At 72.0% G+C, this 26,186-nt stretch carries 25 protein-coding genes; 12 read left to right on the top strand and 13 right to left on the bottom strand.

Annotated elements, in window-relative coordinates:
* Positions 1–33 precede the first annotated feature (33 nt).
* A complete protein-coding gene (locus ABT127_RS09415; RefSeq protein WP_351446302.1) occupies positions 34–615 on the top strand; it encodes a phosphatase PAP2 family protein in 582 nt (193 codons plus the stop codon).
* 9 nt (positions 616–624) lie between these two features.
* On the opposite strand, the gene ABT127_RS09420 is transcribed toward ABT127_RS09415, so the two are convergent.
* The 3 genes from ABT127_RS09420 to ABT127_RS09430 are packed head-to-tail and all read right to left on the bottom strand — an operon-like array spanning position 625 to position 3,124.
* Positions 625–1,344, bottom strand: a complete 720-nt coding sequence (locus ABT127_RS09420) for an FAD:protein FMN transferase (RefSeq protein ID WP_351446304.1) — start codon at positions 1,342–1,344, stop codon at positions 625–627.
* Between the two features lies 1 nt (position 1,345).
* Positions 1,346–1,768: an FMN-binding protein gene (locus ABT127_RS09425; protein WP_351446306.1), complete on the bottom strand. Its 423-nt coding sequence runs from the start codon at positions 1,766–1,768 to the stop codon at positions 1,346–1,348.
* Between the two features lie 18 nt (positions 1,769–1,786).
* On the bottom strand, positions 1,787–3,124 hold the full coding sequence (locus ABT127_RS09430; protein ID WP_351446308.1) for a ferredoxin reductase family protein: 1,338 nt from the start codon (positions 3,122–3,124) through the stop codon (positions 1,787–1,789).
* Positions 3,125–3,277: 153 nt separating this feature from the next.
* Between ABT127_RS09430 and ABT127_RS09435 the strand changes: the two genes are divergently transcribed.
* On the top strand, positions 3,278–3,976 hold the full coding sequence (locus ABT127_RS09435; protein ID WP_351446310.1) for a response regulator transcription factor: 699 nt from the start codon (positions 3,278–3,280) through the stop codon (positions 3,974–3,976).
* 5 nt (positions 3,977–3,981) lie between these two features.
* Positions 3,982–5,436: a HAMP domain-containing sensor histidine kinase gene (locus ABT127_RS09440; RefSeq protein WP_351447204.1), complete on the top strand. Its 1,455-nt coding sequence runs from the start codon at positions 3,982–3,984 to the stop codon at positions 5,434–5,436.
* A gap of 27 nt (positions 5,437–5,463) precedes the next feature.
* On the opposite strand, the gene ABT127_RS09445 is transcribed toward ABT127_RS09440, so the two are convergent.
* From ABT127_RS09445 to ABT127_RS09455, 3 genes are read right to left on the bottom strand one after another with little or no spacing between them, the layout of a single operon-like run.
* Complete coding sequence (locus ABT127_RS09445; RefSeq protein ID WP_502971670.1) at positions 5,464–6,150, bottom strand: 3-oxoacid CoA-transferase subunit B; 687 nt, start codon at positions 6,148–6,150, stop codon at positions 5,464–5,466.
* Entirely contained in the window at positions 6,147–6,818 is a 672-nt protein-coding gene (locus ABT127_RS09450; RefSeq protein WP_351446314.1) for a 3-oxoacid CoA-transferase subunit A, read from the bottom strand. The genes ABT127_RS09445 and ABT127_RS09450 overlap by 4 nt, the downstream gene beginning before the upstream one ends.
* Positions 6,815–8,020: a thiolase family protein gene (locus tag ABT127_RS09455; protein WP_351446316.1), complete on the bottom strand. Its 1,206-nt coding sequence runs from the start codon at positions 8,018–8,020 to the stop codon at positions 6,815–6,817. The genes ABT127_RS09450 and ABT127_RS09455 overlap by 4 nt, the downstream gene beginning before the upstream one ends.
* Positions 8,021–8,114: 94 nt before the next feature.
* Here ABT127_RS09455 and ABT127_RS09460 point away from each other — a divergent pair, with 94 nt between their 5' ends.
* Positions 8,115–8,999, top strand: a complete 885-nt coding sequence (locus ABT127_RS09460) for a LysR family transcriptional regulator (protein WP_351446318.1) — start codon at positions 8,115–8,117, stop codon at positions 8,997–8,999.
* An 84-nt stretch (positions 9,000–9,083) separates the two neighbouring features.
* On the opposite strand, the gene ABT127_RS09465 is transcribed toward ABT127_RS09460, so the two are convergent.
* The gene (locus ABT127_RS09465; protein WP_351446320.1) at positions 9,084–9,536 is read right to left on the bottom strand and encodes a DUF5707 domain-containing protein; all 453 of its coding nucleotides are present in this window, start codon (positions 9,534–9,536) and stop codon (positions 9,084–9,086) included.
* Between the two features lie 210 nt (positions 9,537–9,746).
* Between ABT127_RS09465 and ABT127_RS09470 the strand changes: the two genes are divergently transcribed.
* Positions 9,747–10,430 carry a helix-turn-helix domain-containing protein gene (locus tag ABT127_RS09470; RefSeq protein ID WP_351446322.1) on the top strand — a complete coding sequence of 228 codons (684 nt, stop codon included), beginning with the start codon at positions 9,747–9,749 and terminating at the stop codon, positions 10,428–10,430.
* A gap of 60 nt (positions 10,431–10,490) precedes the next feature.
* Here ABT127_RS09470 and ABT127_RS09475 read toward each other — a convergent pair whose 3' ends face one another.
* Entirely contained in the window at positions 10,491–11,240 is a 750-nt protein-coding gene (locus tag ABT127_RS09475; protein WP_351446324.1) for an SDR family oxidoreductase, read from the bottom strand.
* A gap of 92 nt (positions 11,241–11,332) precedes the next feature.
* Here ABT127_RS09475 and ABT127_RS09480 point away from each other — a divergent pair, with 92 nt between their 5' ends.
* Together ABT127_RS09480 and ABT127_RS09485 are read left to right on the top strand one after the other, a co-directional pair.
* The gene (locus tag ABT127_RS09480) at positions 11,333–12,241 is read left to right on the top strand and encodes a LysR family transcriptional regulator (protein WP_351446326.1); all 909 of its coding nucleotides are present in this window, start codon (positions 11,333–11,335) and stop codon (positions 12,239–12,241) included.
* A gap of 110 nt (positions 12,242–12,351) precedes the next feature.
* The gene (locus tag ABT127_RS09485) at positions 12,352–13,179 is read left to right on the top strand and encodes a siderophore-interacting protein (RefSeq protein WP_351446328.1); all 828 of its coding nucleotides are present in this window, start codon (positions 12,352–12,354) and stop codon (positions 13,177–13,179) included.
* Positions 13,180–13,203: 24 nt separating this feature from the next.
* On the opposite strand, the gene ABT127_RS09490 is transcribed toward ABT127_RS09485, so the two are convergent.
* Complete coding sequence (locus ABT127_RS09490; RefSeq protein WP_351446330.1) at positions 13,204–13,566, bottom strand: DoxX family protein; 363 nt, start codon at positions 13,564–13,566, stop codon at positions 13,204–13,206.
* 119 nt (positions 13,567–13,685) lie between these two features.
* Here ABT127_RS09490 and ABT127_RS09495 point away from each other — a divergent pair, with 119 nt between their 5' ends.
* Positions 13,686–14,570 (top strand): LysR family transcriptional regulator, encoded by an 885-nt coding sequence (locus ABT127_RS09495; RefSeq protein ID WP_351446332.1) that lies wholly within the window; start codon positions 13,686–13,688, stop codon positions 14,568–14,570.
* 18 nt (positions 14,571–14,588) lie between these two features.
* On the opposite strand, the gene ABT127_RS09500 is transcribed toward ABT127_RS09495, so the two are convergent.
* Positions 14,589–15,827, bottom strand: a complete 1,239-nt coding sequence (locus tag ABT127_RS09500) for an ROK family transcriptional regulator (protein ID WP_351446334.1) — start codon at positions 15,825–15,827, stop codon at positions 14,589–14,591.
* A 254-nt stretch (positions 15,828–16,081) separates the two neighbouring features.
* Here ABT127_RS09500 and ABT127_RS09505 point away from each other — a divergent pair, with 254 nt between their 5' ends.
* The 4 genes from ABT127_RS09505 to ABT127_RS09520 are packed head-to-tail and all read left to right on the top strand — an operon-like array spanning position 16,082 to position 22,397.
* The gene (locus tag ABT127_RS09505) at positions 16,082–17,458 is read left to right on the top strand and encodes an extracellular solute-binding protein (protein ID WP_351446336.1); all 1,377 of its coding nucleotides are present in this window, start codon (positions 16,082–16,084) and stop codon (positions 17,456–17,458) included.
* The gene (locus ABT127_RS09510; RefSeq protein WP_351446338.1) at positions 17,455–18,366 is read left to right on the top strand and encodes a carbohydrate ABC transporter permease; all 912 of its coding nucleotides are present in this window, start codon (positions 17,455–17,457) and stop codon (positions 18,364–18,366) included. Before ABT127_RS09505 ends, ABT127_RS09510 begins: the two co-directional genes overlap by 4 nt.
* A complete protein-coding gene (locus tag ABT127_RS09515) occupies positions 18,366–19,274 on the top strand; it encodes a carbohydrate ABC transporter permease (protein ID WP_351446340.1) in 909 nt (302 codons plus the stop codon). The genes ABT127_RS09510 and ABT127_RS09515 overlap by 1 nt, the downstream gene beginning before the upstream one ends.
* Before the next feature lie 60 nt (positions 19,275–19,334).
* The gene (locus ABT127_RS09520; protein WP_351446342.1) at positions 19,335–22,397 is read left to right on the top strand and encodes an alpha-mannosidase; all 3,063 of its coding nucleotides are present in this window, start codon (positions 19,335–19,337) and stop codon (positions 22,395–22,397) included.
* Between the two features lie 43 nt (positions 22,398–22,440).
* Here the strand turns inward: ABT127_RS09520 and ABT127_RS09525 are convergent, their stop codons facing one another.
* The 3 genes from ABT127_RS09525 to ABT127_RS09535 form a co-directional block, all read right to left on the bottom strand.
* Positions 22,441–23,289 (bottom strand): glutathione S-transferase C-terminal domain-containing protein, encoded by an 849-nt coding sequence (locus ABT127_RS09525; protein ID WP_351446344.1) that lies wholly within the window; start codon positions 23,287–23,289, stop codon positions 22,441–22,443.
* A 390-nt stretch (positions 23,290–23,679) separates the two neighbouring features.
* The gene (locus tag ABT127_RS09530; protein WP_351446346.1) at positions 23,680–24,807 is read right to left on the bottom strand and encodes an LLM class flavin-dependent oxidoreductase; all 1,128 of its coding nucleotides are present in this window, start codon (positions 24,805–24,807) and stop codon (positions 23,680–23,682) included.
* Positions 24,800–26,170, bottom strand: coding sequence for an NtaA/DmoA family FMN-dependent monooxygenase (locus ABT127_RS09535; RefSeq protein ID WP_351446348.1), 1,371 nt, complete (start codon positions 26,168–26,170; stop codon positions 24,800–24,802). Before ABT127_RS09535 ends, ABT127_RS09530 begins: the two co-directional genes overlap by 8 nt.
* Between the last annotated feature and the right edge of the window lie 16 nt (positions 26,171–26,186).

Consider the following 26,186-nt stretch of genomic DNA (forward strand, 5'->3'; position numbering starts at 1 on the left):
GCGACGCTTCTCCTGGCGCTCCTCGTCTCCGCGGTGCTCGTCTCCACCGACGGGCTCGTGGCGGGGGACGCGGCTCTGCACACCTGGCCCCTCACCCACCGGCCGCCCGTGGCGCAGTCGGCCGCCCGGGCCGTGACCGACAGCGGCACCTCCGTCTGGCCCTACCTGATCACCTTCCTGGCCGGGGCCCTGACCGGAGCCACCCGGCGTGCCCGCCTGGTCCGGGGCGCGGCGGGTCTCGCCGTGCTGCTCGTGGGACAGGCGCTCCGGGCCCTCGCGATGCTCCTCCTCGCCCGCCCCCGTCCCCCGCGCTCGGACTGGGCCACCCACGCCTCGGGCTTCTCCCTGCCCTCCGGGCACACCACCACGTCCGCCCTCACCGCCGGGGTCGTCTGCTGGGCGCTCGCCCGCTGCCTGCATCACACCCTGGCCCGCTGCCTGCGCGTCCTCGCCGTCGTATGGGCGATCTGCGTCGCTCTCACCCGCGTCTACCTGGGCGTGCACTGGATGAGCGACATCGTCGCCGGCTGGCTCTTCGCCGCCGCCTACCTGGCGTTCGTGATCCCGGCCCTCGCCCCGCTCGAACAGAGAACCGTTCCCCGCACGACGCCGTAGTCGTCCGCGTCAGCACAGCGCCAGTCCGGCGGTGCGCAGCACCCGCCCCTCCGCGTCGACCGCGAACACCTCGCAGCCCTCCAGCGACGCGGCCCACTCGATGCCGTCCGCCCCCATCGCGAAGGCCGCGGTCGCGACCGAGTCCGCCTCGGTAAGGGTGGTGGCGACGACGGTCAGACTGAGCAGTTCCGTCGCCGGGCGGCCCGTGCGGCCGTCGATGATGTGGTCGCCGCGCTCGTACCGGCCGGAGGTCGCGACACCGCCGTCCGTCAACTCCACGGTGGCGCACAGCTTGTCGGCCCTTTCCGGGTGACGTATCCCCACGCGCCAGGGCCCGCCGGAGGCGACCACGTCGCCGCCGGCGTTGAGGCAGAACCGCCGGGCACCGGCCGCCCTCAGCAGTTCGGCGGCCCGCTGCATCGACCAGCCCTTGACCACCGCGCACGGGTCGAACGCGCGCCCGGGCAGTCGTACGTCGAACGCGCCGTCGGTCGCCAGGCGGTAGTGCTCGCAAAGGTCGAGGACCTCCACGAGGTCGGCGCTCGGTTCGTGCGGCGCCGGCTCGCCGCGGCCGTGGCGCGACACCTCGCTGTCCGGCTTGAAGGGACTGAACCGTTCGTCGACCTCGCGCAGCCAGGCGAAGACCGCATCCGCCGCCCGCTCCGGTACGTCCTCGTCGTCGACGCGCAACGAGACGGGGAACCCCATGACGTGCTCGACCCTGCGCATCTCAGGCGCCCTTCGCGTCGAGAGCGGCCTGGAGGGACTCCTTGTAGGCGTCACTCGTGATCGTGGCGCCGGTGACCGTGTCGACGTCCGCGCTCTGCGCCTCGAGTGTCTCCGCGACCAGCTTCGGCACCGCCGCCGCGGTCTGCGGATGATCCGGCTGCCGCACCAGCGTCACCGCCGTGATCCTGTCGCCCGAGAAGGTCACCTGGACCTGCACCGGGCCCTTCTCGGTCGTGACGGTCGTGCCCTTGACGACCTCGGTGGCGGAGGAACCCCCGGCGGCGGAGCCCTCGGTGGCGGAGGACGCGGACGGTGCGGGGTCCGGCGCGGCGGTGGACTCCGTGGAGCCGGCGGACGGCTGGTAGCGCCAGACGGAGATCAGGCCCACGATGCTGAGGGCCACGACGGGTACGGCTCGCTTCACGTGTTGTCCTCGTCTTCCTCAGCCGGCCAGGCTGAAGCGCTCGAAGTGGATCTGCCGCTTGGGGACACCGAGTTCGTCGAGCGTGCGGAGCACGGCGGTCATCATCGGCGGTGGCCCGCACAGGAACACGTCCCGGTCGGCGATGTCCGGCACCAGCGCGGCCAGCGCGTGCGGTGCCAGGCGGTCGGGCACCGGCGGGCCGGTCACCAGGTGCAGCTCGGCTCCCCTGGCGCCGGCGAGGTCGCGCAGCTCGTCGTGGAGGACGGCGTCGCGCTCCGCGGTGACCCGGTGGATGACGACCGCATGGCCGTCCAGGTCCTCCAGGAGCGCGCGGATCGGGGTGACGCCGACGCCTCCCGCGATGAGGACGGACTCGGCGCGCGTGCGGTGCAGGGTGGTGAAGGCACCGTAGGGGCCCTCGGCGAAGACCCGCGTGCCGACCTTCAGATGACGCAGGGCCGCGCTGCCCTCGCCGGCTGCCCTCGCGGTCAGGCGCAGACCGCGGCCGTCGGGGGCGGCGGACAGGGAGAAGGGGTTCGCCTGCCACCAGCGGTCCTTGGTGAGGAACCGCCACAGGAAGAACTGACCGGCCCGCGCGGGCAGTTTGTCGAGGTCGCGGCCCGTGATGTGGATCGAGACGACGCTGTCGGATTCGGGAACGACCGCGGAGACCCGGAACCGGTGGCGCTGGTTGCGCCGCAGCGGAAGGACGACACGGCCGAGGAGGACCGCGCCCAGTGCCGCCGCCCACACCGCGTACCAGTACGCCGTCGCGGCGGACGACGAGGTGAACGTCGTACCGGTCGCGACCTGGTGCGTGAAGGCCAGCACCACGGCGACATAGGCGTACAGGTGGATGAAGTGCCAGGTCTCGTAGGCGAGTCGGCGGCGGGCGGCGCGGGCGGAGACCGCGCCGACGACGAGGACGAGGACGAACGCGACGACGGCGCGCAGGACGCCCTCGGTCGTCCGCGCGAGGTCGACGATCTCGGTGATCGGGCCCACTCCCGCGCCGTCGGCGTAGCCGAAGGCGATGAGGACGACGTGCGCGAGCAGCGTCCACAGGAGGGCGAAGCCGGTCCAGCGGTGCCAGCCGGTGAGCCGGTCCATGCCGATGCGGCGGTCGAGCCAGGGCAGGCGGGCGACGAGGACCAGTTGGAAGGCCATGACGAGCGCGGCGTACAGGCCGGCGAGCCGGCCGAGGACGATCAGGGCGTTGGAGGCGAACCCGGCCTGGACGAAGAAGTAGGCGACCACGGCCGCGTTCGCGGCGAGCACCGCGTACAGACCCGTGCGCGCCACCACCCTGGGGCGTATCGCCGCGGCGGGCGCAGGGGCTGATCGGACGGTCGTCACGGGACGGCAGCTCCTTGATCCGGTGATGGGACTCCAGGTTCACCGGCGCAAGCTGTCGACAACCTGTCGGACAGCTGACAAGTCCCTATCAATGTGCCTGCTGTGTGAGCCGCGGCACAGGGTTCGGCCTGTGCGGTGCCGCACTATGGCCGGGTGGAAAAAGTGCGCCTGCTGGTCGTCGACGACGATCCTCCGATAGCCGACCTCGTCGCGACCGTCGCCCGTTACGAGGGCTGGGACGCGGTCACCGCGCACACCGGTGAGGACGCGCTCCGCCTCGCCGGTGAGTTCGCCCCGGACATCGTGGTGCTCGACCTGATGCTGCCGGGCATGGACGGCTTCGGTGTCCTGGAGCGGCTGCGCCGCTCGGGCACGATGGTGCCGGTCGTCTTCCTCACCGCGCGGGACGCGGTCGCCGACCGGGTGGCGGGCCTGACCCGTGGCGGCGACGACTATCTCGTGAAGCCGTTCGCGGTGGAGGAGCTGATGGCACGGCTGCGCACCGTGCTCCGCCGCAGTGCGGGGCCGGACTTCCAGCGCTCCGTGCTGCGGGTCGGCGATCTGTCGATGGACGAGGACACGCACGAGGTCCGCCACGGCACCCACCCGCTCACCCTCACACCCACCGAGTACGAGGTGCTGCGCTTCCTGATGCGCAAGTCACCGACCGTCATGACCAAGGCGCAGATACTCGACCACGTGTGGGAGTACGGCTTCGGGGGCCGCTCGAACGTCGTGGAACTGGTCGTCAGCCGTCTGCGCCGCAAGCTGGCGGACACGAACGGAGCGGGCGGGCCGCTGATCCAGACGGTCCGCGGTTTCGGGTACGTCGTCCGGCAGGCGCCCGAGTGAAGCGCGTGACGGAACGGCTGCGTCGAGGGTTCCGGCGGCTGCGGCTCGGCACCCGCCTCGCGCTGGGTCTCGGCGCGCTGTCCCTGGTGGTGTTCGCCGTGGTCGGCGCGGCGCTGACCACGTACATGCGGGACTATCTGACGCACCAGCTCGACGACCAGCTCGGACTCGCCCAGGTCGCCCAGTCGAAGAGCATCGCCGAGACGGGAACGCTCCAGGGCAAGAAGTACTACCGCTGGTACTACGCCGTCTACGACGTCTCGGGCGGCAGCCCGGAGCTGCGGTCGCCGGAGGAGTCCGGTGACCTGCCCCGGGACATCGCCCCCTTCGCGTCGCTGGCCGAGCGGCAGCTGTCCGCGGGGACCGAGGTGCTGCGGACCGTGCGTCTCGCGGACAAGGGCGAGTACCGGCTGCGGGCCTGTGCGGTGAAGCCCGGCGTGGTCCTGGTCAGTGCCGCTCCGACGGACGACGTCGACGACACGATGGGGCGGCTGATCGGTTTCCAGGTCGTCGCCTTCGCCCTCGCGCTCGCGGTGCTCGTGGAGTGCGGTCGGCGCATGCTGCGCCGGGGTCTGAACCCGCTCAGCGACATGGCGCACACCGCGCACGGCATCGCCTCGCACGACCTGACCGAGTCTGCGGCCCGGCTGCCGATCCGCGCCGGCCAGCGGGGCGGCGGCCCGGAGGTCGAGGAGCTGCGCACGGCCTTCAACACCATGCTGGAGCACATCGACGACTCCCTCGCGGTCCGTGCGGAGGCCGAGCGGCGCCTGCGCCGTTTCGTCGCCGACGCCTCGCACGAGCTGCGCACCCCGCTGATGTCGGTCCGGGGCTACGCGGACCTCTTCCAGTACGCCGCCGCCGACGCGCCCGGCGAGCGCGAGAAGCACTTGGCGCGGCTGCGGGCCGAGGCGGCCCGGATGGGGGTGCTCCTGGACGACCTGCTGCTGCTCGCCCGGCTGGACGCCCCCGAGGTGGACGCGCCGCTCAGCCACCAGGAGGCGGATCTCGTGCCGGTGGTCGAGGACGCGGTCGCGGCCTTCCGGGCGGGCCACCCGGACCGCCCGCTCACGCTGGTGTCACCGACGGGTCCGCTGCTCCTGCGCATGGACCCGGACCGCGTCCGGCAGGTCCTGGACAACCTGCTCACGAACGCGGCCGTGCACACACCGGCCGGAACACCCGTCTCGGTGGAGGTGACACGCGGTCAGGACGTGGCCGTGGTGGAGGTCGAGGATGCCGGGCCCGGTATCCCGCCGGTCGACCGGCCGAAGGTCTTCGACCGCTTCTACCGTGTCGACAAGGCCCGTACCCGGGACCGTGGCGGCAGCGGCCTGGGGCTGTCGGTCGCCCGCTCGCTGGTCGACGCCCACGGCGGCTCGATCGCCCTCGACAGCCGGCCGGGCGCGACACGCTTCACGGTGACCCTGCCGTTGCGCGGCGTGCCCCGCCCGCGATGAGCCACGCGGCCCGGCGACCGACCGGCGCTACAGCCCTTCCGCGAAGGTCAGCGGCACCTCCAGCCGCGCGGCGAGTTCGTCGGGGGTGATGCCGAAGGTGCGCGTCACCCGGACACCGTGCGCGCCGACGTCGAACACGGCGAGATCGGTGTAGACGCGGTCGACGCAGCCGAGTCCGGTGAGCGGATATGTGCAGTCCGGCACCAGCTTGGGGGCGCCGTCCTTGGTGAAGAGGGTCATCATCACGAAGACCTTCTTGGCGCCGATCGCCAGGTCCATGGCGCCGCCGACGGCGGGGATCGCGTCGGGCGCACCCGTGTGCCAGTTGGCCAGGTCGCCCGCCGCGGAGACCTGGAAGGCGCCGAGGACGCAGATGTCCAGGTGGCCGCCGCGCATCATGGCGAAGGAGTCGGCGTGGTGGAAGTACGCGGCTCCGGGCAGTTCCGTGACGGGGACCTTTCCCGCGTTCGTCAGGTCGGGGTCCACCTCGCCTTCACGGGCGGCGGGGCCCATGTTGAGCATGCCGTTCTCGGTGTGGAGGACCACGCCGGAGTCGGCCGGCAGATGGTCGGCGACGAGCGTCGGCTGGCCGATGCCCAGGTTGACGAAGGCGCCCCGGGGGATGTCCCCGGCGATGAGCGCGGCGATGTCGTGCTTGCCCAGGGGTTCCTGTCGGTTCGTCAACGGGGTCGTCCCTCGGTCGTTCGGGTTCATCGGCGTCCCGCCTCCTGCACGATCCGGTCCACGTAGATGCTCGGGGTCACGACGGTCTCCGGATCAAGCGCGCCGGTCTCCACGACCTCGCGGACCTGCGCGATCACGGTGGTCGCCGCGGTGGCCATGACCGGGCCGAAGTTGCGGGCGGTCTTGCGGTAGACGAGGTTGCCCATGCGGTCGGCGCGGTGGGCACCGATCAGGGCGACGTCGCCCTTGATCGGGTGTTCGAGGACGTACATGCGGCCGTCGATCTCGCGGGTCTCCTTGCCCTCGGCGAGGAGGGTGCCGACGCCCGTGGGGCAGTAGAAGGCGCCGATACCGGCCCCCGCCGCCCGCATGCGCTCGGCGAGGTTGCCCTGCGGCACGACCTCCAGTTCGATCCTGCCGGTGCGGTAGAGGTCGTCGAAGACCCAGGAGTCCGCCTGCCGCGGGAAGGAGCAGATCACCTTGCGGACGCGCTTCTTGGCGAGGAGCGCGGCGAGTCCGGTGTCGCCGTTGCCGGCGTTGTTGGAGACGACGGTGAGGTCGGTGGCTCCCTGGCGGATGAGCGCGTCGATCAGCTCGACGGGCATGCCCGCCATGCCGAAGCCGCCGACGAGCACGGTGGAGCCGTCCTCGATCCCGGTGACCGCCTCGTCCGGGTCGGCACACAGCCGAGTGGTCATCGCTTCGCCTCCGTGACGTTCTCCAGGACGACCGCGAGGGCCTGCCCGACTCCGATGCAGATGGCGGCCACTCCCCAGCGCTCGCCGGACGTCCGGAGCCGGTGGGCGAGGGTGCCGAGGAGGCGCCCGCCGGAGGCGCCGAGGGGGTGTCCGAGCGCGATCGCGCCGCCCTTGGTGTTGACGATGTCCGGGTCGATGTCCCAGGCGTCCACGCAGGCGAGGGACTGCACGGCGAACGCCTCGTTGAGCTCGACGGCCCCGACGTCCCGCCAGGAGATCCCGGCGGCCTTCAGCGCGCGGTTCGCCGCCTCCACCGGGGCGTAGCCGAACAGTTGCGGGTCGAGTGCGGACACGCCGCGGCCGGCGACGCGGGCGAGCGGGTCGGTGCCGATCCGGGCGGCGGCCCCCTCCGAGCCCAGCAAGACGGCCGAGGCGCCGTCGCTGAGCGGGGAGGCGTTGCCTGCGGTGATGACACCGTCGGGCCGGAACACCGGCTTGAGCCCGGCCAGCTTCTGCGCGGTGGAGCCGGGGCGGATGCCCTCGTCGCGGTCGAGCACGGAGCCCTTGGCGTCCACGGTGACGGGGACGACCAGGTCGTCGTAGAAGCCGTCGTTCCACGCGGCGTCGGCGAGCTGGTGGGAGCGGGCGGCGAAGACGTCCTGGCGTTCGCGTGCGACGGAGAAGCGGTCCGCGAGCTGCTCGTTCGCCTCGCCCAGGGAGACGGTCCACTCCTCGGGCATGCGCTCGTTGACGAGGCGCCAGCCGAGCGTCGTGGACACCGCGGTCATGTCCCCGGCCGGGAAGGCGCCAGAGGGTTTGGGCAGGACCCACGGCGCGCGGGTCATCGACTCGACGCCGCCGGTGAGCACGATGTCCGCGTCGCCGGTCTCGATGGCGCGGGAGGCGATGATCGCGGCGTCCAGGGAGGAGCCGCACAGCCGGTTGACGGTCGTGGCGGGCACCGAGGTGGGCAGTCCCGCGAGCAGGACGGCCATCCTGCCGACGTTGCGGTTGTCCTCGCCGGCGCCGTTGGCGTTGCCCCAGACGACGTCGCCGATCTCGGCCGGGTCGAGCGCGGGCGTCCTGGCCAGGGTCCCGGTGACGGCGAGCGCCGCGAGGTCGTCGGGCCGGACGTTCGCGAGGGCGCCGGAGAACCGCCCGAAGGGCGTGCGCGCTGCTGCGTAGAGATAGCTGTGGGTCACCCCGTCACGCTAGGTGCGCGCCGTTCATCACGTCCAAGACCTGGTCGGCATCGATTGATAAGGGTCCCTTATAACACCAAGTAGGGTGGGGAGCATGGAACTCCGTCAGCTCCGGTACTTCCTCGCCCTCGCCGAGGAGTGCCACTTCGGGCGTGCGGCGGCCCGGCTGCATGTCGCGCAGCCCGCCCTGTCCCAGCAGATCAAGCAGTTGGAGCGCGAGCTGGGCGTGACCCTGTTCAACCGGTCGACGCGCCGTGTCGAAGCGACCGAGGCGGGCCGACAGCTCACGGGGTACGCCCGCGCGCTCGTCGCGGAGGAGGAGCGGGCGCGGACCCACCTGCACGAGCTGGCCACGGGGCACGCCGGGCGGGTGTCCGTCGGCTTCATCGGCACGGCGACGTACGACGTGCTGCCGCGGGTGGCCCGCACCGTCCGCGCGCGGCTGCCCGGGATCACCCTGGACCTGCGCGGCGAACTGCTCACCCCGGAGCTGGTCGAGGGGCTGGCCTCGGGCACGTACGACCTCGCGGTCCTCCGCGGCCGGGTCACGGCCGACGACCTGCGCGTCACCTCGCTGCGGTCCGAGCCGCTGGTGGCCGTGCTGCCCGCGCACCACCCGCTGGCCGGCCGGCCGCGGATCACGCTGGAGGAGCTGGCCGACGAGCCGTTCGTCGTCCATCCCTCACGGTCCCGGTCCTCGATGTACGACCTGGTGCTGTCGGCCTGCGAGCGGGCGGGATTCCGTCCCGTCTCGCTGACCGAGGTCGGCGAGACGGCGACCCTGGTCGTCTTCGTGGCCGCCGGACACGGTGTCGCCCTCGTCCCGCAGTCGGTACGGAGCCTCAGCCTCGAAGGCGTCGTCTACGTACCGCTGGCGGATCCCGAGCCGGTCGACCTGCTGCTCGCCCGCCGGGCGGAGCGGAACTCCCCCGCCACGGAGCAGGTCGCCTCGGTGATCGAGCAGTGCGTGGCCGGGTGAGGCGGGGGCTCTCCGTCGGTTCCGCGCGGCCGGCCCGGCGACCTGGGCGGCCGGTGCGCGGTGGCGTGCGCCGGGGGCGGCCGGTCAGCCGACGGTGAAGTCCACCGCGCTGGTGTCCAGCGCGGTGATGCCGTCCGTGTCGGTGGCGAGAGCGGCGACGTGCCAGGAACCGCGCGGGAACGAAGCGGCGTCGGCGGCGGTCACCCTGACGGTGTACGTGCACCGTTCGGTGTCCCCGCCGGAGGGCCTGCAGCGGGCGGACTCCGCCCGGGCCATCTCCGCGGCGGTCGGCGGCTCGGCGGCGAGCCCGGACTTCTCCGGCCAGGCCAGGACCTTGAGGCTCTTGAGTCCGGAGGGCGCCGTGACCTCGGTGGAGAAGGTGAAGGAGCCGTCCCGCCCGTCCTTCGGCGCGGTGTAGCGCGCGGTGCTGTGTGCCAGGGCGGGCGCGCCGTCCCCGGCGTAGGCGAGGGCGAAGGCCCCGGCGCCCGCGAGGACGACGGCACCGGCGACGGCGGACAGGGCGATGCGACGGGACATGACGGGTTCTCCCCCACGGGTGGATACGGTCTCGGTCGGTGGGGCCCGGCAGGACCGGCCGCGCCACCGCCCCGATCCTCGCAACGCGCGGCCGTCCGCCACCTGAGTACGCGCACTCAAAGCGCTCTGGGTGATCGGACCGGCCGGGGTTGCGAGCGGTTTCGGGCTGCCGGACGATCCGAGGGACGTGATCGACAGAGGGAGACGAGGATGCCCGAGGCGCCGGAGCCCACGGAGACGGCAGCGGTCCAGCACAGCGACTTCGGGCGCCGGGTGGCGGCGCGCCGACAGGAGCTCGGACTCACCGCCCAGGACCTGGCGGACCGGACCGGAGCCTCCGAGGCGTACGTCCGGTACGTGGAGGAGCAGGCCGCCCATCCTTCTTCCGGCTTCGCGCTGCGCCTGGCCGCCGCCCTGGACACGGACGCCGACACCCTGCTCGGCGGGACGTACACGCAGCCGCCCGGCACCGCCGACGCGGCGCGCTCCCCCGAGTTCCTAGAGCTGTCGGAGCGGGAGTGCCGCGCGCTACTGTCCACGCACGGCGTCGGCCGGGTGGCCGTCCAGCTGCCGCACGGGCCGGTGGTACTGCCGGTCAACTACACGACGACGACCGACGGTTCGATCGCCTTCCGTACGCGGCCGGGCTCGTCGCTGTCGGGCGCCACCGGCCAGGAGGTCGCCTTCGAGGTGGACCGGGTGGACGACGCGCTGAGCGAGGGCTGGAGCGTGCTCGTCGTCGGCGTCGCCCGCACCGTCGACGATCCGGACACCGCCGCCGAGCTGACCGGACAGGCCCACTCCGAGCCGTGGGCCGGAGGCGACCGCACGAAGTGGCTGCTCGTCAGACCGCGCCGCATCAGTGGACGCCGGATCCGCCGCGCGGCCGACTGAGCCGTCGTTCCGGCCAATCACCCGTTCGGTCCCGGCCGCCGGCACCGTGGGCGGCCGGTGTCAGGCGGCGCCGCCGTTGGCGAAGAGCACCTGGCCGTTGATCCAGCGGCCGTCGGGGCCGGCCAGGAACGCGACCGCGTTCGCGATGTCCTCCGGCGTGCCGAGCCGCCCCAGGGCTGCGCCCGAGGCGATCCGCTCGACCAGTTCGGGGCTCTTGCCCTCCAGGAAGAGCGGGGTCGCGGTCGGCCCGGGCGCCACGGCGTTGACGGTGACGTCCCGGCCGCCCAGCTCGCGCGCGAGGATCAGGGTCATCGACTCGACCGCGCCCTTGGTCGCCGCGTAGGCGCCGTAGGTCGGCTGCTGCAACCGGGTGACGGAGGTCGAGAAGTTGATCAGCGCGCCGCCGGGGCGCAGCCTGCGCGCGGCGAGCTGCGCGACCACGAACGTGCCGCGGACGTTGACCCGGTGCATCCGGTCGAAGGTGTCCAGGTCCATCTCGGCGACCGGCGCCAGCTTCATGATCCCGGCGGTGTTGACCACGACGTCCACCCCGCCGAAGCGCTCCTCGGCGGCGTCGAACAGGCGCGTCATCTCGGCCGGTTCGGCGACGTCGCCCGGCGCCGCGTACGCCGTGCCGCCCGCCGCCGTGACGGACTCCACCACCTCGGCGGCCCGGTCCGGGGACCCCGCGTAGTGGACGACGACCGCGAGGCCGTCGTCGGCGAGCCGGCGGGCGACCGCGCCGCCGATGCCACCCGAACCGCCCGTCACCACGGCGACCCTGCGTCCCTCGCGCCCTGCGTCCGTCATCGTCTTCTCCTCGCCAGGTCCGTTCTGTGGTTCCACCTTCCGCCCTGCCGAGACTATTTGTCTAATGAATCATTGATATCTAGAGTATGCGCATGGTGCATATGGAACGGGTGGATCTGAATCTCCTCGGCCCGCTGACCGCACTGCTGACGGAGCGGCACGTCTCGCGCGCCGCCGAACTGGCCGGGATGAGCCAGCCGGCGATGAGCCGGGCGCTCCAGCGGCTGCGGGAGACCTTCGGCGACGAACTGCTGGTCCGCGCGCCGGGCGGGTACCGGCTCACCCCGCGGGCCGAGCGCATTCAGCACCGGCTCGGCGCGGTCGTCCCCCGGCTGGAGACGCTGTTCGCGCCGGAGACCTTCGCGCCGGCCGAGGCGGCCGAGGCGTTCCGGATCGCGGGGACCGACTACGCCTCGGTCTTCGTCCCGGCCCTCTTCCAGCGGGTGTTCAGCCGGTCGCCACGGTCGACCGTGGACTTCGGCAGGTGGCACGACGGCATCGTGGAGGACATCGACCGCGGCCGGGTGGACCTGCTGTTCCACGCCGCCGGGAAGGTCTCCGCCGGGCTGCGCACGGAGCATCTCTTCGATGACCCGTTCATGTGCGTCATGGCGCGCGACCACCCGCTGGCCGACGGGCCCGGACCGGCCCTGGGCGACTATCTCGACGCGGTGCACGTCGTCGTCGGCACCGTCGGCGGGCGGCAGGTAGCGATCGACGATCCGCTGGACCAGCGCCACCGGCCGCGCCGGGCCGGTCTGCGCGTGCCGTACCACTCGGTGGCGGCGCGGGCGGTCGCGGGCACGGCGCTGATCGCGACCCTCCCCCACCGGATCGCCGTCGAGCACGCGGCGGATCCCGCACTGCGCGTCCTGCCGGCGCCGCCGGAGATCACCCCGCTGCAGTACCACATGGCCTGGCACCCGCGCCTCGACGACGACCCGGCGCAGCGCTGGCTGCGCGACACGGTCCGCGGTGTCCTCGCGGACGGGACCGCGTGACCGTGCCGCCGCTCAGCCGGTGACGATCCCCTCGGCGCGCGACCCCGCCGGCTCCCGCACCCCGAACACCACCGCGAACAGGTTCAGTTAGCTTAGGCTAAGCTAACTACGTGTCGAAGAACCCCAGGCTTGTCCCGAAGCACCCCGGCCTCTTCCGCGGTGAAGTGGTGCGCAGTGTGCGTTTCTCCCCGTCGATCCAGCGTGTGACGGTGACCGGTGACGCCTTCGCCACGTTCCCGTGGCGCGGCTACGACCACTGGTTCCGGCTCTTCTTCAAACTGCCGCACCAGGACCGGTTCGAGCTGCCGCACCTGTCGGGCGCCAAGTGGTGGGAGCCCTATCTCGCCCTCCCCGAGCAGGTGCGTCCGCACTGTGCCAACTACACCGTGGCGGACTTCCGTCCGGAGTCGGCGGAGCTGGACATCGACTTCGTGGTCCACTGCGGCCCGGCCGGTGAGCCCGAGGGCGCGGCCGCGATCTGGGCCTGCGCGACCGGCCCGGGCGACCCGGTCGCCCTGCTCGACCAGGGCCTGCTGTTCGACTGCCCCGACGACGCCTCCGAGGTGCTGGTGGTGGCCGACGAGAGCGGGCTGCCCGCCATGGGCGGCGTCCTGCGCTCGCTGCCCCGCGGCACCGTCGGCCGCGTCATCCAGGAGATCCCGGCACACGGCGACCGGCGCGAGCTCGACGCGCCGGACGGGATCCGCGTGACGTGGGTGGTCCGCGACGACACCACTGCCGTGCCCGGTGCGGCCGCGCTGAAGGAACTGCGGCGCCACGAGAAGGTGTCCGAGACGGGATACGCCTTCGTCGTCGGCGAGTCGACGCTCGCGACGGAGGGCCGCCGCCATCTGCACCGGGCGGGACTCCCGAAGGACCGGATCACGTTCTCCGGCTTCTGGAAGCACAGCGGGGCCCGGCTGCAGAAAGCCGGATGAGCCGGGTCCGGCCACCCCTACGGCTCAGAGCAGGCTCGTCGCCAGCCACACCGTGACCCCCGCGAGGACGATGAGTGCGAGGTTGAGGGCGATCCGGCGGTCCCCCATCCGCAGATGGACCCGGACCGCCAAGAGCTGCAGGATCACGAAGCCCACCGCCGCGGCGAGGGCGAGCCAGGGCGCGATGCCGGTCAGCGGGGGCAGCAGCAGACCGAGGGCGCCGAGGACCTCGATCAGGCCGATCCCCCGGACGGCCGCCATCGGCATGCCGTCCACCCAGGCCATCATCGGCCGCAGCCGATCGCGGCTCTGGAGCAGCTTCATCCCGCCCCCGTAGAGGTAGAAGAGGGCGAGCAGGCCGGCGGCGAGCCAATACGCGAGGTGCACGGCAGTCCTTTCGTGGCGCGGCGGTGTGGTGTACCGCCTGCCTCGATTCCACGGCCCACCGGGCCACTCTGTCCAAGACCCGTTCCGCACGGCCGATACCGGATGGGTATCGTCGCAGCATGGAGCTACGGACGCTGCGCTATTTCGTGGCTGTCGCCGAGGAGTCGCACGTCGGGCGGGCCGCGGCGCGGCTGCACATGAGCCAGCCGCCGCTGAGCCGGGCGATCAGACGGCTGGAGACGGACCTCGGCGCCGTCCTGTTCCACCGCACGCCCTCCGGGGTGTCCCTCACCCCGGCCGGGACGGTCCTGCTCCAGGAGGCACGCGCCCTGCTCGATCAGGCCGACCGGGCCCGCGTCCGCGTGGCGGCGGCGACCGGCCGCGCCACCCTGACCGTCGGCCTGCTGGGCGACAGCGCCGACCCCGACGTGCGCCGGCTGGCCGACGACTACCGGCGACGGCACCCGAACGTCGACGTCCGGATCCGCGAGACCGGCCTGGCCGACCCCACCTGCGGACTGCACGCCGGACTTGTCGACGTCGCCCTCACCCGCGGCCCGTTCGACGAAACCGGCCTGGCGGTAAGAGAGTTGCGCGCCGACCCGGTGGGAGCGCTGTTGCGCGCCGACGATCCGCTGGCCGGCCGCGCCGCGCTGCGGCTTGCGGATCTCGCCGACCGCGACTGGTTCACCTTTCCCGAGGGCACCGATCCGCTCTGGCAGTCGTACTGGAACGGCGGCACACACCGCGAGGGGCCTGTGGTGCGTGCGGTCCAGGAGTGCCGGCAGGCCGTCCTGTGGAACGGCACGGTCGGCTTGACGCTCCTCGCCCACGATCCCGGGGCGGGGCTCGCCGTGGTGCCGCTGGTCGACATGGAGCCGAGCCGCGCGGTGGTGGCGTGGACCGCGGGGGACACCGGTCCGCTGGTCCGTTCGTTCGCCGCGCTCGCCGTCGCCGCCTACCGGGACGGAGAATCCCGTCGGGCCACCGGTACCGGCGGCTGAGCGCCCACCGCCCGGCCCCTACCCCGACACCTCCGTCAGCATCCGCCAGCCCGGCGCATAGCGTCCGTGCAGGACCAGGGAGGCGGCGCCCACCGCCCCGGCCGTCTGCCCGATCAGGCTGGGCTCGACCGTCACGCGGCCCAACGTGCGGGTCACGGACGTGGAGTTGACGGCGGCGTCGATCTCCTCGCCCAGAACCTTCTCCACACCGGCAAGCGCCTCGCCGCCGAGGACGACCCGGCTCACGTCGAGCAGGGCGACGGCTCCGCGCACCGCCTGTCCCATCCGGCGGCCGGCGAGCCGCACCACCTCGCAGGCCGCCGGGTCACCGGCACGCACCGCACGCCGCAGCAGCTTCCAGTCGGCGCGTACGGCGTCGGGCTCGCCGCTGAGGCCGATGCGCCGGGCGGCCGCGGCACCGTGCCGGACGAACAGGTCGTCGACCAGGGCGGCCGGGTTGCAGTTCGGGCCGAGGCAGCCGTTGCTCCCGCAGTCGCAGGGGCGGCCGCCGCCCTCGATCTGGGCGTGTCCGATCTCCCCCGCGTTGCCCGAATCGCCGCGCAGCACCTGGTTGTTGAGCATGATGCCGGCCCCGATGCCCGCGCCCATGTAGACGAACAGGAAGCCGTCGGCGCGGTCCTTGCCGCCGATCCAGCGCTCGCCGATCGCCGCGGCGGTCGCGTCGTTGTCCATCGCGACCGCCAGGCCGGTCGCCTCGGCGAACATGTCGAGCAGCGGCACCCGTCTCCAGCCGTCGAAGTTCGGCGGCTCCACCACCGTGCCGGTCTCCCCGTCGATGGGTCCGGGCGACGCGATGCCGAGACCGAGCAGCCGGGCGCGGTCGATCCCCGCGCGCTCGGGCAGCCGCAGCGCGGCGCGCGCGACCTTGTCGACGACCTCCTCGGGGACGCTCGGCCGCGGCAGCGCGAACCGGCGGCTGAGCAGCACCGATCCGGAGAGGTCGACGAGCGCGATCACGGCGGCGTCCGGATCGAGGTGCACCCCGAGCGCGTAGGCACCCTCGGCGCGCGGCGTCAGCAGGGTGCGCCGCTTGCCGCCGCTGGAGGGGGCGTGCCCCGACTCGGCGATGAGGCCCTCGTCGAGCAGGCGCCGTACGACGTTGGACACCGTCTGATTGGTGAGCCCCGTGAGCGGCCCCAGCTCGACACGGCTCACGGGGCCCCTGGTGCGGATGGCGTCCAGGACGACGGCCTGGTTGTAGCCGCCGACCCGGGGCAGGTTGGTACCGCTTCGCATGATGGGGCGCTCCTCACTCGCTCACGGAGATCACGGAGATCGCGGAGATCGCGGAGATCACCGTGATTATGCAGCAGGCGTTGACTTAGTCCATCCATTGGATTTAGGTAAGGCGCCAGACGCACCACGCACCCCGCCAGCACCTGCTGCGTCTGCCTCCAGTACGCCCCGTACCTCCCGCAGTTACGCCCTCGTACCACTCGCAGTCGCGCGCCCTCGCCCGGCGCAGGAGCCGCACATCCCGGAGGATTCCCTTGCGCAAGAAACTTCTCGCCGCCCTCGCGATCACCGTCGCGACAACGTTGTCCGCCGCCGGTTGCGGCGGTTCCGGGGCCGCAGGCGGCGGCAATTCGATCAAGGTCGTCTACTGGCAGCACCTGGACCAGAACGACAAGAAGCAGCAGAAGTTCCTGACCTCGATGAAGGCGTCCTTCGAGAAGGCACACCCGGGCAAGAAGATCGAGATCGTGCCGGTCACAGCGTCGGAGAACGACTACTACACCAAGATCCAGCTGATGATGCGCTCGCCCTCGACCGCCCCCGACCTGGTCTACGAGGACACCGCGCTCATCAACTCCGACATAGCCAGCGGCTATCTGAAGCCGATCGACGAGTACGTGGCCAAGTGGGCCGACTGGGACAAGTTCGCCAAGGCCGCCAAGGAGGCCTCCTCCTCCCCCACCGACGGCAAGACGTACGCCGTGCCGGACGACACCGACACCCGGGGCATCTGGTACAACCAGAAACTGCTCGAGAAGGCCGGGGTCAAGACCCCTTGGCAGCCGAAGACGTGGGAGGACATCCTCGACGTCGCCCGGACCGTGAAGAAGAAGCTCCCGGGCGTGACGCCGATGAACCTCTACACGGGCCAGGCCGGCGGTGAGCAGTCCGTCATGCAGGGCTTCGAGATGCTGCTGTACGGGACCGAGGGCGCGGGCGATTCCCTGTACGACACCAAGACCAAGAAGTGGATCACCGGTTCCCAGGGGTTCAAGGACGCGCTGCAGTTCGTCCACACCGTCTACGGCGAGAACCTGGGCCTGTCCAGGTCCACGGCGCTCGGGGCCAACGCGGGCACCGAGGTCGGCACGAAGCTGATGCCGGAGAACAAGATCGCGCTCAACATCGACGGCTCGTGGATGGCGAACAACTGGCTGGAGACCGGCCCGCATCCGTGGCCCGAGTGGAGCAGGACGATGGCCTCGGCGGCCATGCCGACCCAGAACGGCCAGGCGCCCGGCAAGGTCAGCATGTCGGGCGGCTGGGCCTGGTCCATCCCGGCCAAGGCCAAGAACCCCGATCTCGCCTGGCAGTTCATCAAGTCGCTCAAGAACCGGGCGAACTCCACACGGTGGAACATCATCGAGTCGACGACGGCCGTCCGCACCGACGTGGCCGCCGACCCGAAGTACCTGTCGGCCACGCCGACCAACAAGTTCTTCACCGGCCTGGTCAAGTACACCCATTTCCGTCCGGCGCTGCCGAAGTACCCGCAGGTCTCGAACGCCATCACCAAGGCCATGGAGTCCGTGACCACGGGCCAGAGTTCGGTGGCCGACGCGGCCAGGACCTATGACCAGGACCTGGCCACCGCCGTCGGCTCCGACAACACCGCCCAGGGCTCCCGATGAAATCCGCCGCGCTCTCCCCCGCGGGGCGCCCGGCGCCCGGCCGCGCGGCGGGGCAGTCGCTGCTGCGCGGTCTGCCGCTGCTGCCGTCCCTCGTCCTGCTGGCCGTGTTCCTGGCCGGGCCGATCCTCTACTGCGTCTACGACGCCTTCACCGACGCGCAGTTGACCGGTGCCGCCGAGACGCACTTCGTGGGCCTGGACAACTTCACGAGGGCGTTCGACGATCCCGACTTCCTCAACGCCCTGTGGCTGACGCTGGTGTTCGTGGTGGGGTCCGCCGTCGTGGGCCAGAACTCGCTCGGGCTGAGCCTCGCGGTGCTCGCCGAGAAGGCGACCCGCCCGGTGCGCGCGCTCGTCAACGGCGTGGTGATCGCCGCCTGGGTGCTGCCCGAGGTCGTCGCCGGGTATCTGATGTACGCGTTCTTCTACCAGCAGGGCTCGCTGAACGACGTACTCGGACTGCTGGGCCTCCCGCGGCAGAACTGGCTGTACACCCTGCCGATCCTCGCGGTGTGCCTGGCCAACGTGTGGCGCGGCACCGCCTTCTCGATGATGGTCTACTCGGCCGCCCTCAACGAGGTGCCGCGCGAACTGGTGGAGGCCGCCGAGATGGACGGCGCGGGCGCGTGGCACCGGCTGTGGCACGTCACGCTGCCGGTCATCCGCCGCTCCATCATGACCAATCTGATGCTGATCACCCTGCAGACGCTCTCCGTCTTCGGCCTGATCTACGCCATGACGCGCGGCGGCCCCGGCAACAAGAGCCAGACGCTGCCGGTCTTCATGTACCAGCAGGCGTTCCAGAACAGTCTCATCGGCTACGGCACGGCGATCGCGCTCGTCCTGCTGGTCGTGGGCGCCCTGTTCTCCGTCGTGTACCTCAAGCTGCTCAAGGTGGAGGAGGATTGATGGCCACCACCGATCTGCGGCCGGCGGCCCGAGCGGGCCGTTCCGGCGCGGCCGCCCGGCCCGTTCCCGCCGTACGCACCGCGCGCCGCCGGGTCCGGCCCGCGCGCATCGCGGTCAATCTGGTCCTGCTGGTGATCAGCCTGCTGTTCGTCCTGCCGCTGGTGTGGATGGTGTTCGCGTCCGTCAGTTCCACGGCCAGCTTCGAGCTGGACCTGCCCGCGCCGCCGACGCTGGACAACTTCCACGCGATCCTCAACACCGAGACCACGTTCCGGCCGCTGCTCAACGGCCTGCTGCTGTGCGGCGGCGCGACGCTGCTGTGCGTGGTCGTCTCGATCCTGGCGGCGTATCCGCTGTCGCGCTACCGGTCCCGGCTGCGCCGCCCGTTCCTGTACACGGTACTGTTCTCCACCGGGCTGCCCATCACCGCGGTGATGATCCCCGTGTACAGCATGTTCGTCCAGGTCGAACTGATCGACTCGATGGTCGCGACCACGCTGTTCCTGGCGGCGTCGGCGCTGCCGATCGGGATCTGGCTGATGAAGAACTTCATGGACGGGGTGCCCGTCGTCCTGGAGGAGGCGGCCCGGATCGACGGCGCGAACGCCATGCAGTCGCTGACGCGGGTGGTGCTGCCGCTGATGTGGCCGGGGGTCACCGTCGTCACGGTGTTCACCTTCATCAGCATGTGGGGCAACTTCTTCGTCCCGTTCGTGCTGCTGCTGTCCCCTGAGAAGCTGCCGGCGTCGGTGAGCGTGTTCACCTTCCTCAGCGCCCACGACGAGACGCAGTACGGGCAACTGGCCGCGTTCTCCCTCGTCTACACGCTGCCCGTCGTGATGCTGTACCTCCTGCTGACGCGCAAGCTGGGCGGCGGGTTCGCGCTCGGCGGCGCTCTCAAGGGCTGAACCCGCCCTCCTGACAAGCCTGTTCATCCATGTCCTCGGAAATCCTTCGAAAGGTGTTCTGTGCACTCCGACCGCGACATCGTCGAACGACGCCTGCGGCGCGTACTCGACGAACGCATCCGGCCCGCCGTCCACGCCGTGTCCGTCCCGCTCGACGCCGGGATCTGGCAGGTGCCGGGCGAGCCCGTTCCGGTGGCCGAGGGCCTGGCCGCCGACTACCGGCCCACCGCGCCGGGCGCGCACTGGGGTCCGGCGTGGACCACCAGTTGGTTCCGGCTCGGCGGGCGTGTCCCCGAGGAGTGGGCGGGGCGCCGGGTCGAGGCCGTCGTCGACCTCGGCTTCGGCACCACCGAGCCCGGCTTCTCCGCCGAGGGCCTGGCGTACCGGCCCGACGGCACCGCGGTGAAGGCGCTCAACCCGCGCAACACCTGGCTGCCCGTCGCCGAACGGGCCACAGGAGGTGAGGAGTTCAGCGTCTTCGTCGAAGCCGCGGCGAATCCACTCGTCATGCACTCCGGCCCGGACGACCACACTTTCGCGATCACTCCGCTGGGCGGCCGCGCGCCGTGGCTGGACGAGCCGGGCGCCCCGGGCGGCGAACCGCTGTACCGGCTGCGGCGGCTCGACCTCGCCGTGTTCGACGCGGACGTCTACGAGCTGGTCCACGACATGGAGGTGCTCGACCAGCTCATGCGTGAGCTGCCCGAGCAGTCGCCGCGCCGCTGGCAGATCCTGCGGTCGCTGTCGAAGGCCCTGGACGCCGTGGACCTGCAGAACATCAGCGGCACCGCGGCCGCGGCCCGCGAGATCCTCGCCCCCGCCCTGGCCCAGCCGGCGACCGCCGGTGAGCACCGCGTCTCCGCGATCGGCCACGCCCACATCGACACGGCCTGGCTGTGGCCGCTGCGCGAGACGGTGCGCAAGGTGGCCCGTACGGTCTCCAACGTCACCCAGCTCATGGACGAACACCCCGGGTTCCGCTTCGTGATGTCCCAGGCGCAGCAGCTGGCCTGGCTCAAGGAGCACCGGCCCGAGGTGTACGAGCGGGCCCAGGAGAAGGCGAAGACCGGGCAGTTCGTGCCCACCGGCAGTCTGTGGGTGGAGCCGGACACCAACATCACCGGCGGGGAGGCGCTGGCCCGGCAGTTCATCCACGGCAAGCGGTTCTACCTCGAGGAGTTCGGGGTCGAGACCGAGGACATGTGGCTGCCGGACACGTTCGGCTACAACGCGGCGATGCCGCAGCTGATGAAGCTGGCGGGGGTGCGCTGGTTCCTGACCCAGAAGATCTCGTGGAACACCACGAACAAGTTCCCGCACCACACGTTCTGGTGGGAGGGGATCGACGGCACCCGGATCTTCAGCCACTTCCCGCCGGTCGACACCTACAACAGCGACCTGTCCGGCGCGGAGGTCGCGCACAGCGTCCGCAACTTCCAGGACAAGGGCGCCGCGAACCGGTCACTGGCACCGTTCGGCTACGGCGACGGCGGTGGCGGTCCCACTCGCGAGATGCTCGCGCGCGCCGCGCGGCTGTCCGATCTGGAGGGTTCGGCGCGGGTCGCGATCGAGAGGCCGGGCGACTTCTTCGCGAAGGCGCTGGAGGAGTATCCGGACGCGCCGGTGTGGGTGGGCGAGCTGTATCTGGAGTTCCACCGCGGCACGCTCACCAGCCAGATCGCGACGAAGCAGGGCAACCGCCGCAGCGAACATCTGCTCCGCGAGGCCGAGTTGTGGGCCGCGACGGCCGCGCTGCGCACGGGCGCGGAGTATCCGTACGAGGCGTTGGACCGCCTGTGGAAGACGGTTCTGCTGCACCAGTTCCACGACATCCTGCCGGGGACGTCGATCGCCTGGGTGCACCGGGAGGCCGAGGAGACGTACCGTCAGATCGCCGCAGAGCTGGGTGAGTTGATTGCTTCGGCGCAGACGTCGCTGGCGGGTCCGGCAGGTGCCGACGGCTCCGAGGTCGTCTTCAACGCGGCGCCGCACGCCCGTGGTGGCGCGGCGGCCCTGGGCGGCGCGGTGCGCACCCGGCGCGAGCCGTCCACGGTCGCCCCGGTGGCCGACGGCGGTGCCCACGTCCTCGACAACGGGCTCGTGCGGGTCGTCATCGACGAGCGGGGCCTGGTCACGTCGGCGTACGACATCGACGCGGACCGCGAGGCGCTGCCGCCGGGCGGAGTCGCGAACCTGCTCCAGCTCCACCAGGACTTCCCCAACCAGTGGGACGCCTGGGACGTCGACGCCTTCTACCGCAACACCGTCACCGACCTGACGGACGCGGAGTCGGTGACCGTGGTGGACGGGGCGGTGAAGGTGGTGCGGGCCTTCGGCGCCTCCCGTGTCGAGCAGACGCTCTCCCTCGCGCCGGGCGCCCGCCGCCTCGACGTCGACACGGTCCTGGACTGGCACGAGACGGAGAAGCTGCTGAAGGCGGCGTTCCCGCTGGACGTACGGGCGTCGCACTCGACGGCGCAGGTGCCGTTCGGGCACGTGGAGCGGCCCACGCACACCAACACCAGCTGGGACGCGGCGAAGTTCGAGGTGTGCGCGCACCGCTTCCTGCACGTCGGGGAGCGCGACTGGGGCGCGGCGCTGGTCAACGACTCGACGTACGGGCACGACGTGACGCGTGATGTGCGCGAGGACGGCGGGACGACCACCACGGTCCGGCTCTCCCTGGCCCGCGCGCCCCGGTTCCCCGATCCGGACACCGACCAGGGCACGCATCGGCTGCGCTACGCCCTGGTGATCGGTGCGGGCGTCGAGGACGCGATCCGCGAGGGCTATCACCTCAACCTGCCCGAGCGTTCGGTGCCGGGCTCCGCCGAGGTGGCGCCGCTGGTGTCCGTCGACAGTCCGGGGATCGTGGTGGAGACGGTCAAGCTGGCCGACGACCGCTCGGGCGATGTGGTGGTGCGCCTCTACGAGGCCCACGGCGGCCGCGCGTCGGCGCTGCTCACGCCCGGCTTCCGGATCGCGTCGGCCACCGCGACCGACCTTCTGGAGCGGCCCCGCGCGGCCGACGGGCCGAGCTGCGCGGTCACGGCGGACGGGGTCCGGCTGCGGCTGCGTCCGTTCCAGATCCTGACGGTGCGGCTGGTTCCCGAGCAGGGCTGACGCACGAACGGGCTGCCCCGGTCTCCGGGGCAGCCCGGGGCGGCTACGGCCGTACGCAGGCCGCCCAGTCCACGATCTGCACGGCCGCTCCGGCGCCCTCCTCGCCCCGGCAGCGGGCGTGGTGTCTGCGGGCGATCCCGTCCAGGTCGAGGTGCGGGCCGAACGCCGGATGCGCCGTCAGGCGCCGCGCGTACGCCCACAGCCGGGGGTGGTCGGTGATGCGGTGCACGGCGGCGGCGTCGAGGTGGTGGCGGTGCACCGTGTCCAGTTGCACCAGGGTGACCCACACCTGGACGTCGGCGAGGGTGACGTCGTCGCCGATCAGGCGGTCCCGGGTGCCGAGCCGCGCTTCCAGGTGGTCCAGCGCGTCGAAGAGTGTGGTCAGGGCGTTGGCTCGGGCCACCGGGTCGGTGCCGGGCTCGCCGGCGCACTGGGCGGCCGCGGTGATGTCCTGCTCGCAGAGCCTGGCGATGGCCTCGATCGTCTCCTCGGCGTCCCGCGGGTCGAGGTCGGGGCCCTGGTCGCCGAAGCGCCGGGCGAGGTCGCGCAGGATGTCCGGGGTGTGCGTGCTGACGATCGTGCCGGTCCAGCTGTCGCTGAGCACCGGCGCCAGGGTCGGTCCGCGGTGCTGGTGCGCACTGGCCGCGTAGAGCGGGCGCAGCGCGAGGTGGCCGCCCTCGGGGGCGTCCGGCACGGCGGGCAGCAGGGTCACCGGAAGGGTGTCGTCGAGGGCGAGGAGGCTGTGGGTGACGGCGATCTGCAGACAGTCCGGACAGGACAGCGCGAGGTGGAGCCGGTAGCGGCGTGGCACGGCGTAGTAGCCGCTGCGCGCGTCGCAGCCGATCCTGCTGCGGAAGGTCGGCGCGGCGGTCGAGGACGAGAAGGCGGGCATACGTCTCCCTCAGAGTGCTGGGTCACAGGCATACGACGGCGACGGCGCGGCCGGAGCACGGCGGATGGTCCGTGCGGGTCAGGCGTGCGCGGGGGCGGGACCATCGGGGTGCGGCGGCCTCGCCGCACTGCAGACCCGCGCGAGGTCGATGTGACGGCGGGACGTCAGCAGGGGCAGCTGACGGACGGCGACGCGGACAGCGTCACCACCGAGATCCGTCGCGGCACGACCCATACTTCCCTACCAATTCACTAGGATTCCCGTAGGGGAGTGTCTGCCCGTGATCGAGCCCAGTCAAGAGGACGGCGTCCGGCTCGTCCTGTCGTCTCACCACGTGAGAAGGGGTGCGGGCCCGTCCCGGCGCGCGGCGCGCCGGGACGGGCCCGCTCCTCACCTGCGGCGCCACTCCTGTGCGAGCAGCTCGTACGACCGCACCCGGGCCGCGTGGTCGTGGGTGATGGTGGTGACGAGCAGTTCGTCTGCGCCGGTGGCCTCCTGGAGCTGCGCCAGGTGGTCGGCCACGCGTCCGGGGGAGCCGACGAACCGGGTGTCGATCCGGTCCCGGACGAGGTCGTCGTCCTCGTCGGTCCAGCGCAGGGACCGGGCCTCGTCGGGCGTCGGGTAGGCGATGGCTCCTTCGGCGGTACGGATGCTGCGGACCCAGGGCCCGTAGCCCGCGGCGAGTTCGCGGGCCGTCGCGTCGTCGTCCGCCACGACGACGTCCGCCGAGACGCTGACGTACGGCTTGTCGAGGACGTCGGAGGGCTGGAAGAAGGCCCGGTAGCCGTCGACTGCCTCCAGGACGGTGCCCGGGCTCACGTGGTAGTTCGCGGCGAACCGCAGGCCCCGCGCGCCCGCGACCTCGGCGCTCGTCCCGCCGCTGCTCCCCAGGATCCACACCTCCAGCTCGGCGCCCTCCCCCGGCACCACGTGGGCCTCGACGCCGTCCGCCGACCGGTAGGTGCCGGCGAGGAGTGCGAGGATGTCGTCGATCTGCTCGGCGTAGTCCTGCGGTTCGGCGCCGGGCAGCAGGAGCAGCTTGCGTTGGAGGGCGATCCGCGGGGAGCCGAGGAGGCGTTCGAAGGAGAACGCGGGCGGTACGACGAGACCGTTCGGGGCGCGCCCGTCGACCACGGGGGTGGCGGTCGCCGGCGCCTCGGCCGTCCGCGCGGGCGGACGGCCGCCCGAGCGTCCCAGACCGAGATCGAGGCGGCCGGGGTACAGGGCGTCGAGCAGACCGAACTCCTCGACCGTGCTCAGCGCGGTGCGGTGCCCGAGCTGCACGGCGCCGGACCCCAGCCGGATGGTGGAGGTGGCCGAGGCGGTGAGCGCGAGGAGGACGGCCGGGGAGGTGCCCGCGACACCGGGGTTGAGGTGGTGCTCGGCGAACCAGTGGCGGGTGTACCCGAAGCGTTCGGCCTGCCGGGCCAGGTCGACGGAGTTGCGCAGGGCGTCGGCGGCGGTCGACCCGGACGTGATCGGTACGAGGTCGAGAACGCCCAGGGGGATGTCAGACACGGGCGGCCTCCGGGGCGTGGTCCGGGTGGGCGAGGCCGAGGTGATGGCGCAGGGTCGGGCCCTCGTACTCCGTGCGGAAGACGCCCTGTTCCTGGAGGAGCGGGACGACCTGGTCGGCGAAGTCGTCGAGGCCCGTGGGGGTGATGTGCGGCACGAGGATGAAGCCGTCGCTCGCGTCGGCCTGCACGAACTCGTTGATCGTGCGGGCGATCGTCGCGGCCGAGCCGATGAAGTTCTGCCGGTTGCCGGTCTCGATGACGAGATCGCGGATGGACCAGTGGTTCGCGGCGGCGAGTTCGCGCCACTCGCGGGCGGTGGCCAGCGGGTCGCGGTACATGCGGACCTGGGCGCGGCCCTTGGAGATGTGCTGGTCGCTGACGTCCGGGTCGATGTCGGGCAGCGGTCCGTCCGGGTCGTAGGCGGACAGGTCCCGGTTCCAGACGAACTCCAGGTGCTTGAGCGCGGTGGCGCCGCTGACCTGCTGGCGGCGCACCTCCTTGGCCAGCTCTTCCGCCTCGGCGTCCGTGTCGGCGAGGGTGAAGGTGGCGGCGGGGAGGATCAGCAGCTGGTCGGGGCGGCGCCCGTACTTGGGGAGGCGGTTCTTGACGTCCGTGTAGAAGGCCTGTCCCGTCTCCAGGGTGGCGTACCGGCTGAAGATGGCGTCGGCGTCGGACGCGGCGAACTCGCGGCCCTCCTCGGAGTCGCCCGCCTGGAAGACGACGGGGCGGCCCTGCGGGGAGCGCGGGACGTTGAACCGGCCGTGGATGTCGAAGTGCTGTCCGGTGTGGACGAAGGAGCCGGCCTTCGCGTCCCGCAGGAAGGCGCCGGTCTCCTGGTCGGCCAGGATCTCGTCGCCGCGCCAGGAGTCGAGGAGTTCGTGGGTGGTGGCCAGGAACTCCTTGGCGCGGGAGTAGCGCTCCTCCTTCGGCAGGAAGCCGCCGCGCCGGAAGTTCTCGCCGGTGAAGGCGTCCCAGGAGGTGACGACGTTCCAGGCGGAGCGGCCCCCGGAGAGGTGGTCCAGGCTGGCGAACTGGCGGGCCACCTCGTAGGGCTCGTTGAAGGTGGAGTTGATGGTGCCGGTGAGGCCGAGGTGTTCGGTCACGGCGGCGAGCGCGGCGAGGACGGTGAAGGTGTCGGGGCGGCCGACGACGTCCAGGTCGTATATTTGCCCGCCCTGTTCCCTGAGCCGGAGCCCTTCGGCGAGGAACAGGAAGTCGAACTTGGCGCGTTCGGCGGTCCGCGCGAAGTGGGCGAAGGAGCTGAACTCGATGTGGCTGCCGGACTTCGGGTCGCTCCACACGGTGGTGTTGTTGACGCCCGGGAAGTGGGCGGCGAGGTGGATCTGCTTCAGCGGCTTGCTCATGGTCGAAGGTCCCTCC

Origin of the sequence: Streptomyces sp. NPDC001904 (assembly GCF_040297005.1) — a bacterium.
In the GTDB taxonomy this organism is placed as follows: domain Bacteria; phylum Actinomycetota; class Actinomycetes; order Streptomycetales; family Streptomycetaceae; genus Streptomyces.

Bases quoted from the DNA above. Each gene is read 5' to 3' on its own strand.
- ABT127_RS09535 (WP_351446348.1), bottom strand. From the start codon at position 26,170: ATGAGCAAGCCGCTGAAGCAGATCCACCTCGCCGCCCACTTCCCGGGC.
- ABT127_RS09470 (WP_351446322.1), top strand. From the start codon at position 9,747: ATGCCCGAGGCGCCGGAGCCCACGGAGACGGCAGCGGTCCAGCACAGC.
- ABT127_RS09525 (WP_351446344.1), bottom strand. From the start codon at position 23,289: ATGCCCGCCTTCTCGTCCTCGACCGCCGCGCCGACCTTCCGCAGCAGG.
- ABT127_RS09510 (WP_351446338.1), top strand. From the start codon at position 17,455: ATGAAATCCGCCGCGCTCTCCCCCGCGGGGCGCCCGGCGCCCGGCCGC.
- ABT127_RS09465 (WP_351446320.1), bottom strand. From the start codon at position 9,536: ATGTCCCGTCGCATCGCCCTGTCCGCCGTCGCCGGTGCCGTCGTCCTC.
- ABT127_RS09460 (WP_351446318.1), top strand. From the start codon at position 8,115: ATGGAACTCCGTCAGCTCCGGTACTTCCTCGCCCTCGCCGAGGAGTGC.
- ABT127_RS09515 (WP_351446340.1), top strand. From the start codon at position 18,366: ATGGCCACCACCGATCTGCGGCCGGCGGCCCGAGCGGGCCGTTCCGGC.
- ABT127_RS09495 (WP_351446332.1), top strand. From the start codon at position 13,686: ATGGAGCTACGGACGCTGCGCTATTTCGTGGCTGTCGCCGAGGAGTCG.
- ABT127_RS09450 (WP_351446314.1), bottom strand. From the start codon at position 6,818: ATGACCACTCGGCTGTGTGCCGACCCGGACGAGGCGGTCACCGGGATC.
- ABT127_RS09445 (WP_502971670.1), bottom strand. From the start codon at position 6,150: ATGAACCCGAACGACCGAGGGACGACCCCGTTGACGAACCGACAGGAA.
- ABT127_RS09420 (WP_351446304.1), bottom strand. From the start codon at position 1,344: ATGCGCAGGGTCGAGCACGTCATGGGGTTCCCCGTCTCGTTGCGCGTC.
- ABT127_RS09475 (WP_351446324.1), bottom strand. From the start codon at position 11,240: ATGACGGACGCAGGGCGCGAGGGACGCAGGGTCGCCGTGGTGACGGGC.
- ABT127_RS09480 (WP_351446326.1), top strand. From the start codon at position 11,333: ATGGTGCATATGGAACGGGTGGATCTGAATCTCCTCGGCCCGCTGACC.
- ABT127_RS09500 (WP_351446334.1), bottom strand. From the start codon at position 15,827: ATGCGAAGCGGTACCAACCTGCCCCGGGTCGGCGGCTACAACCAGGCC.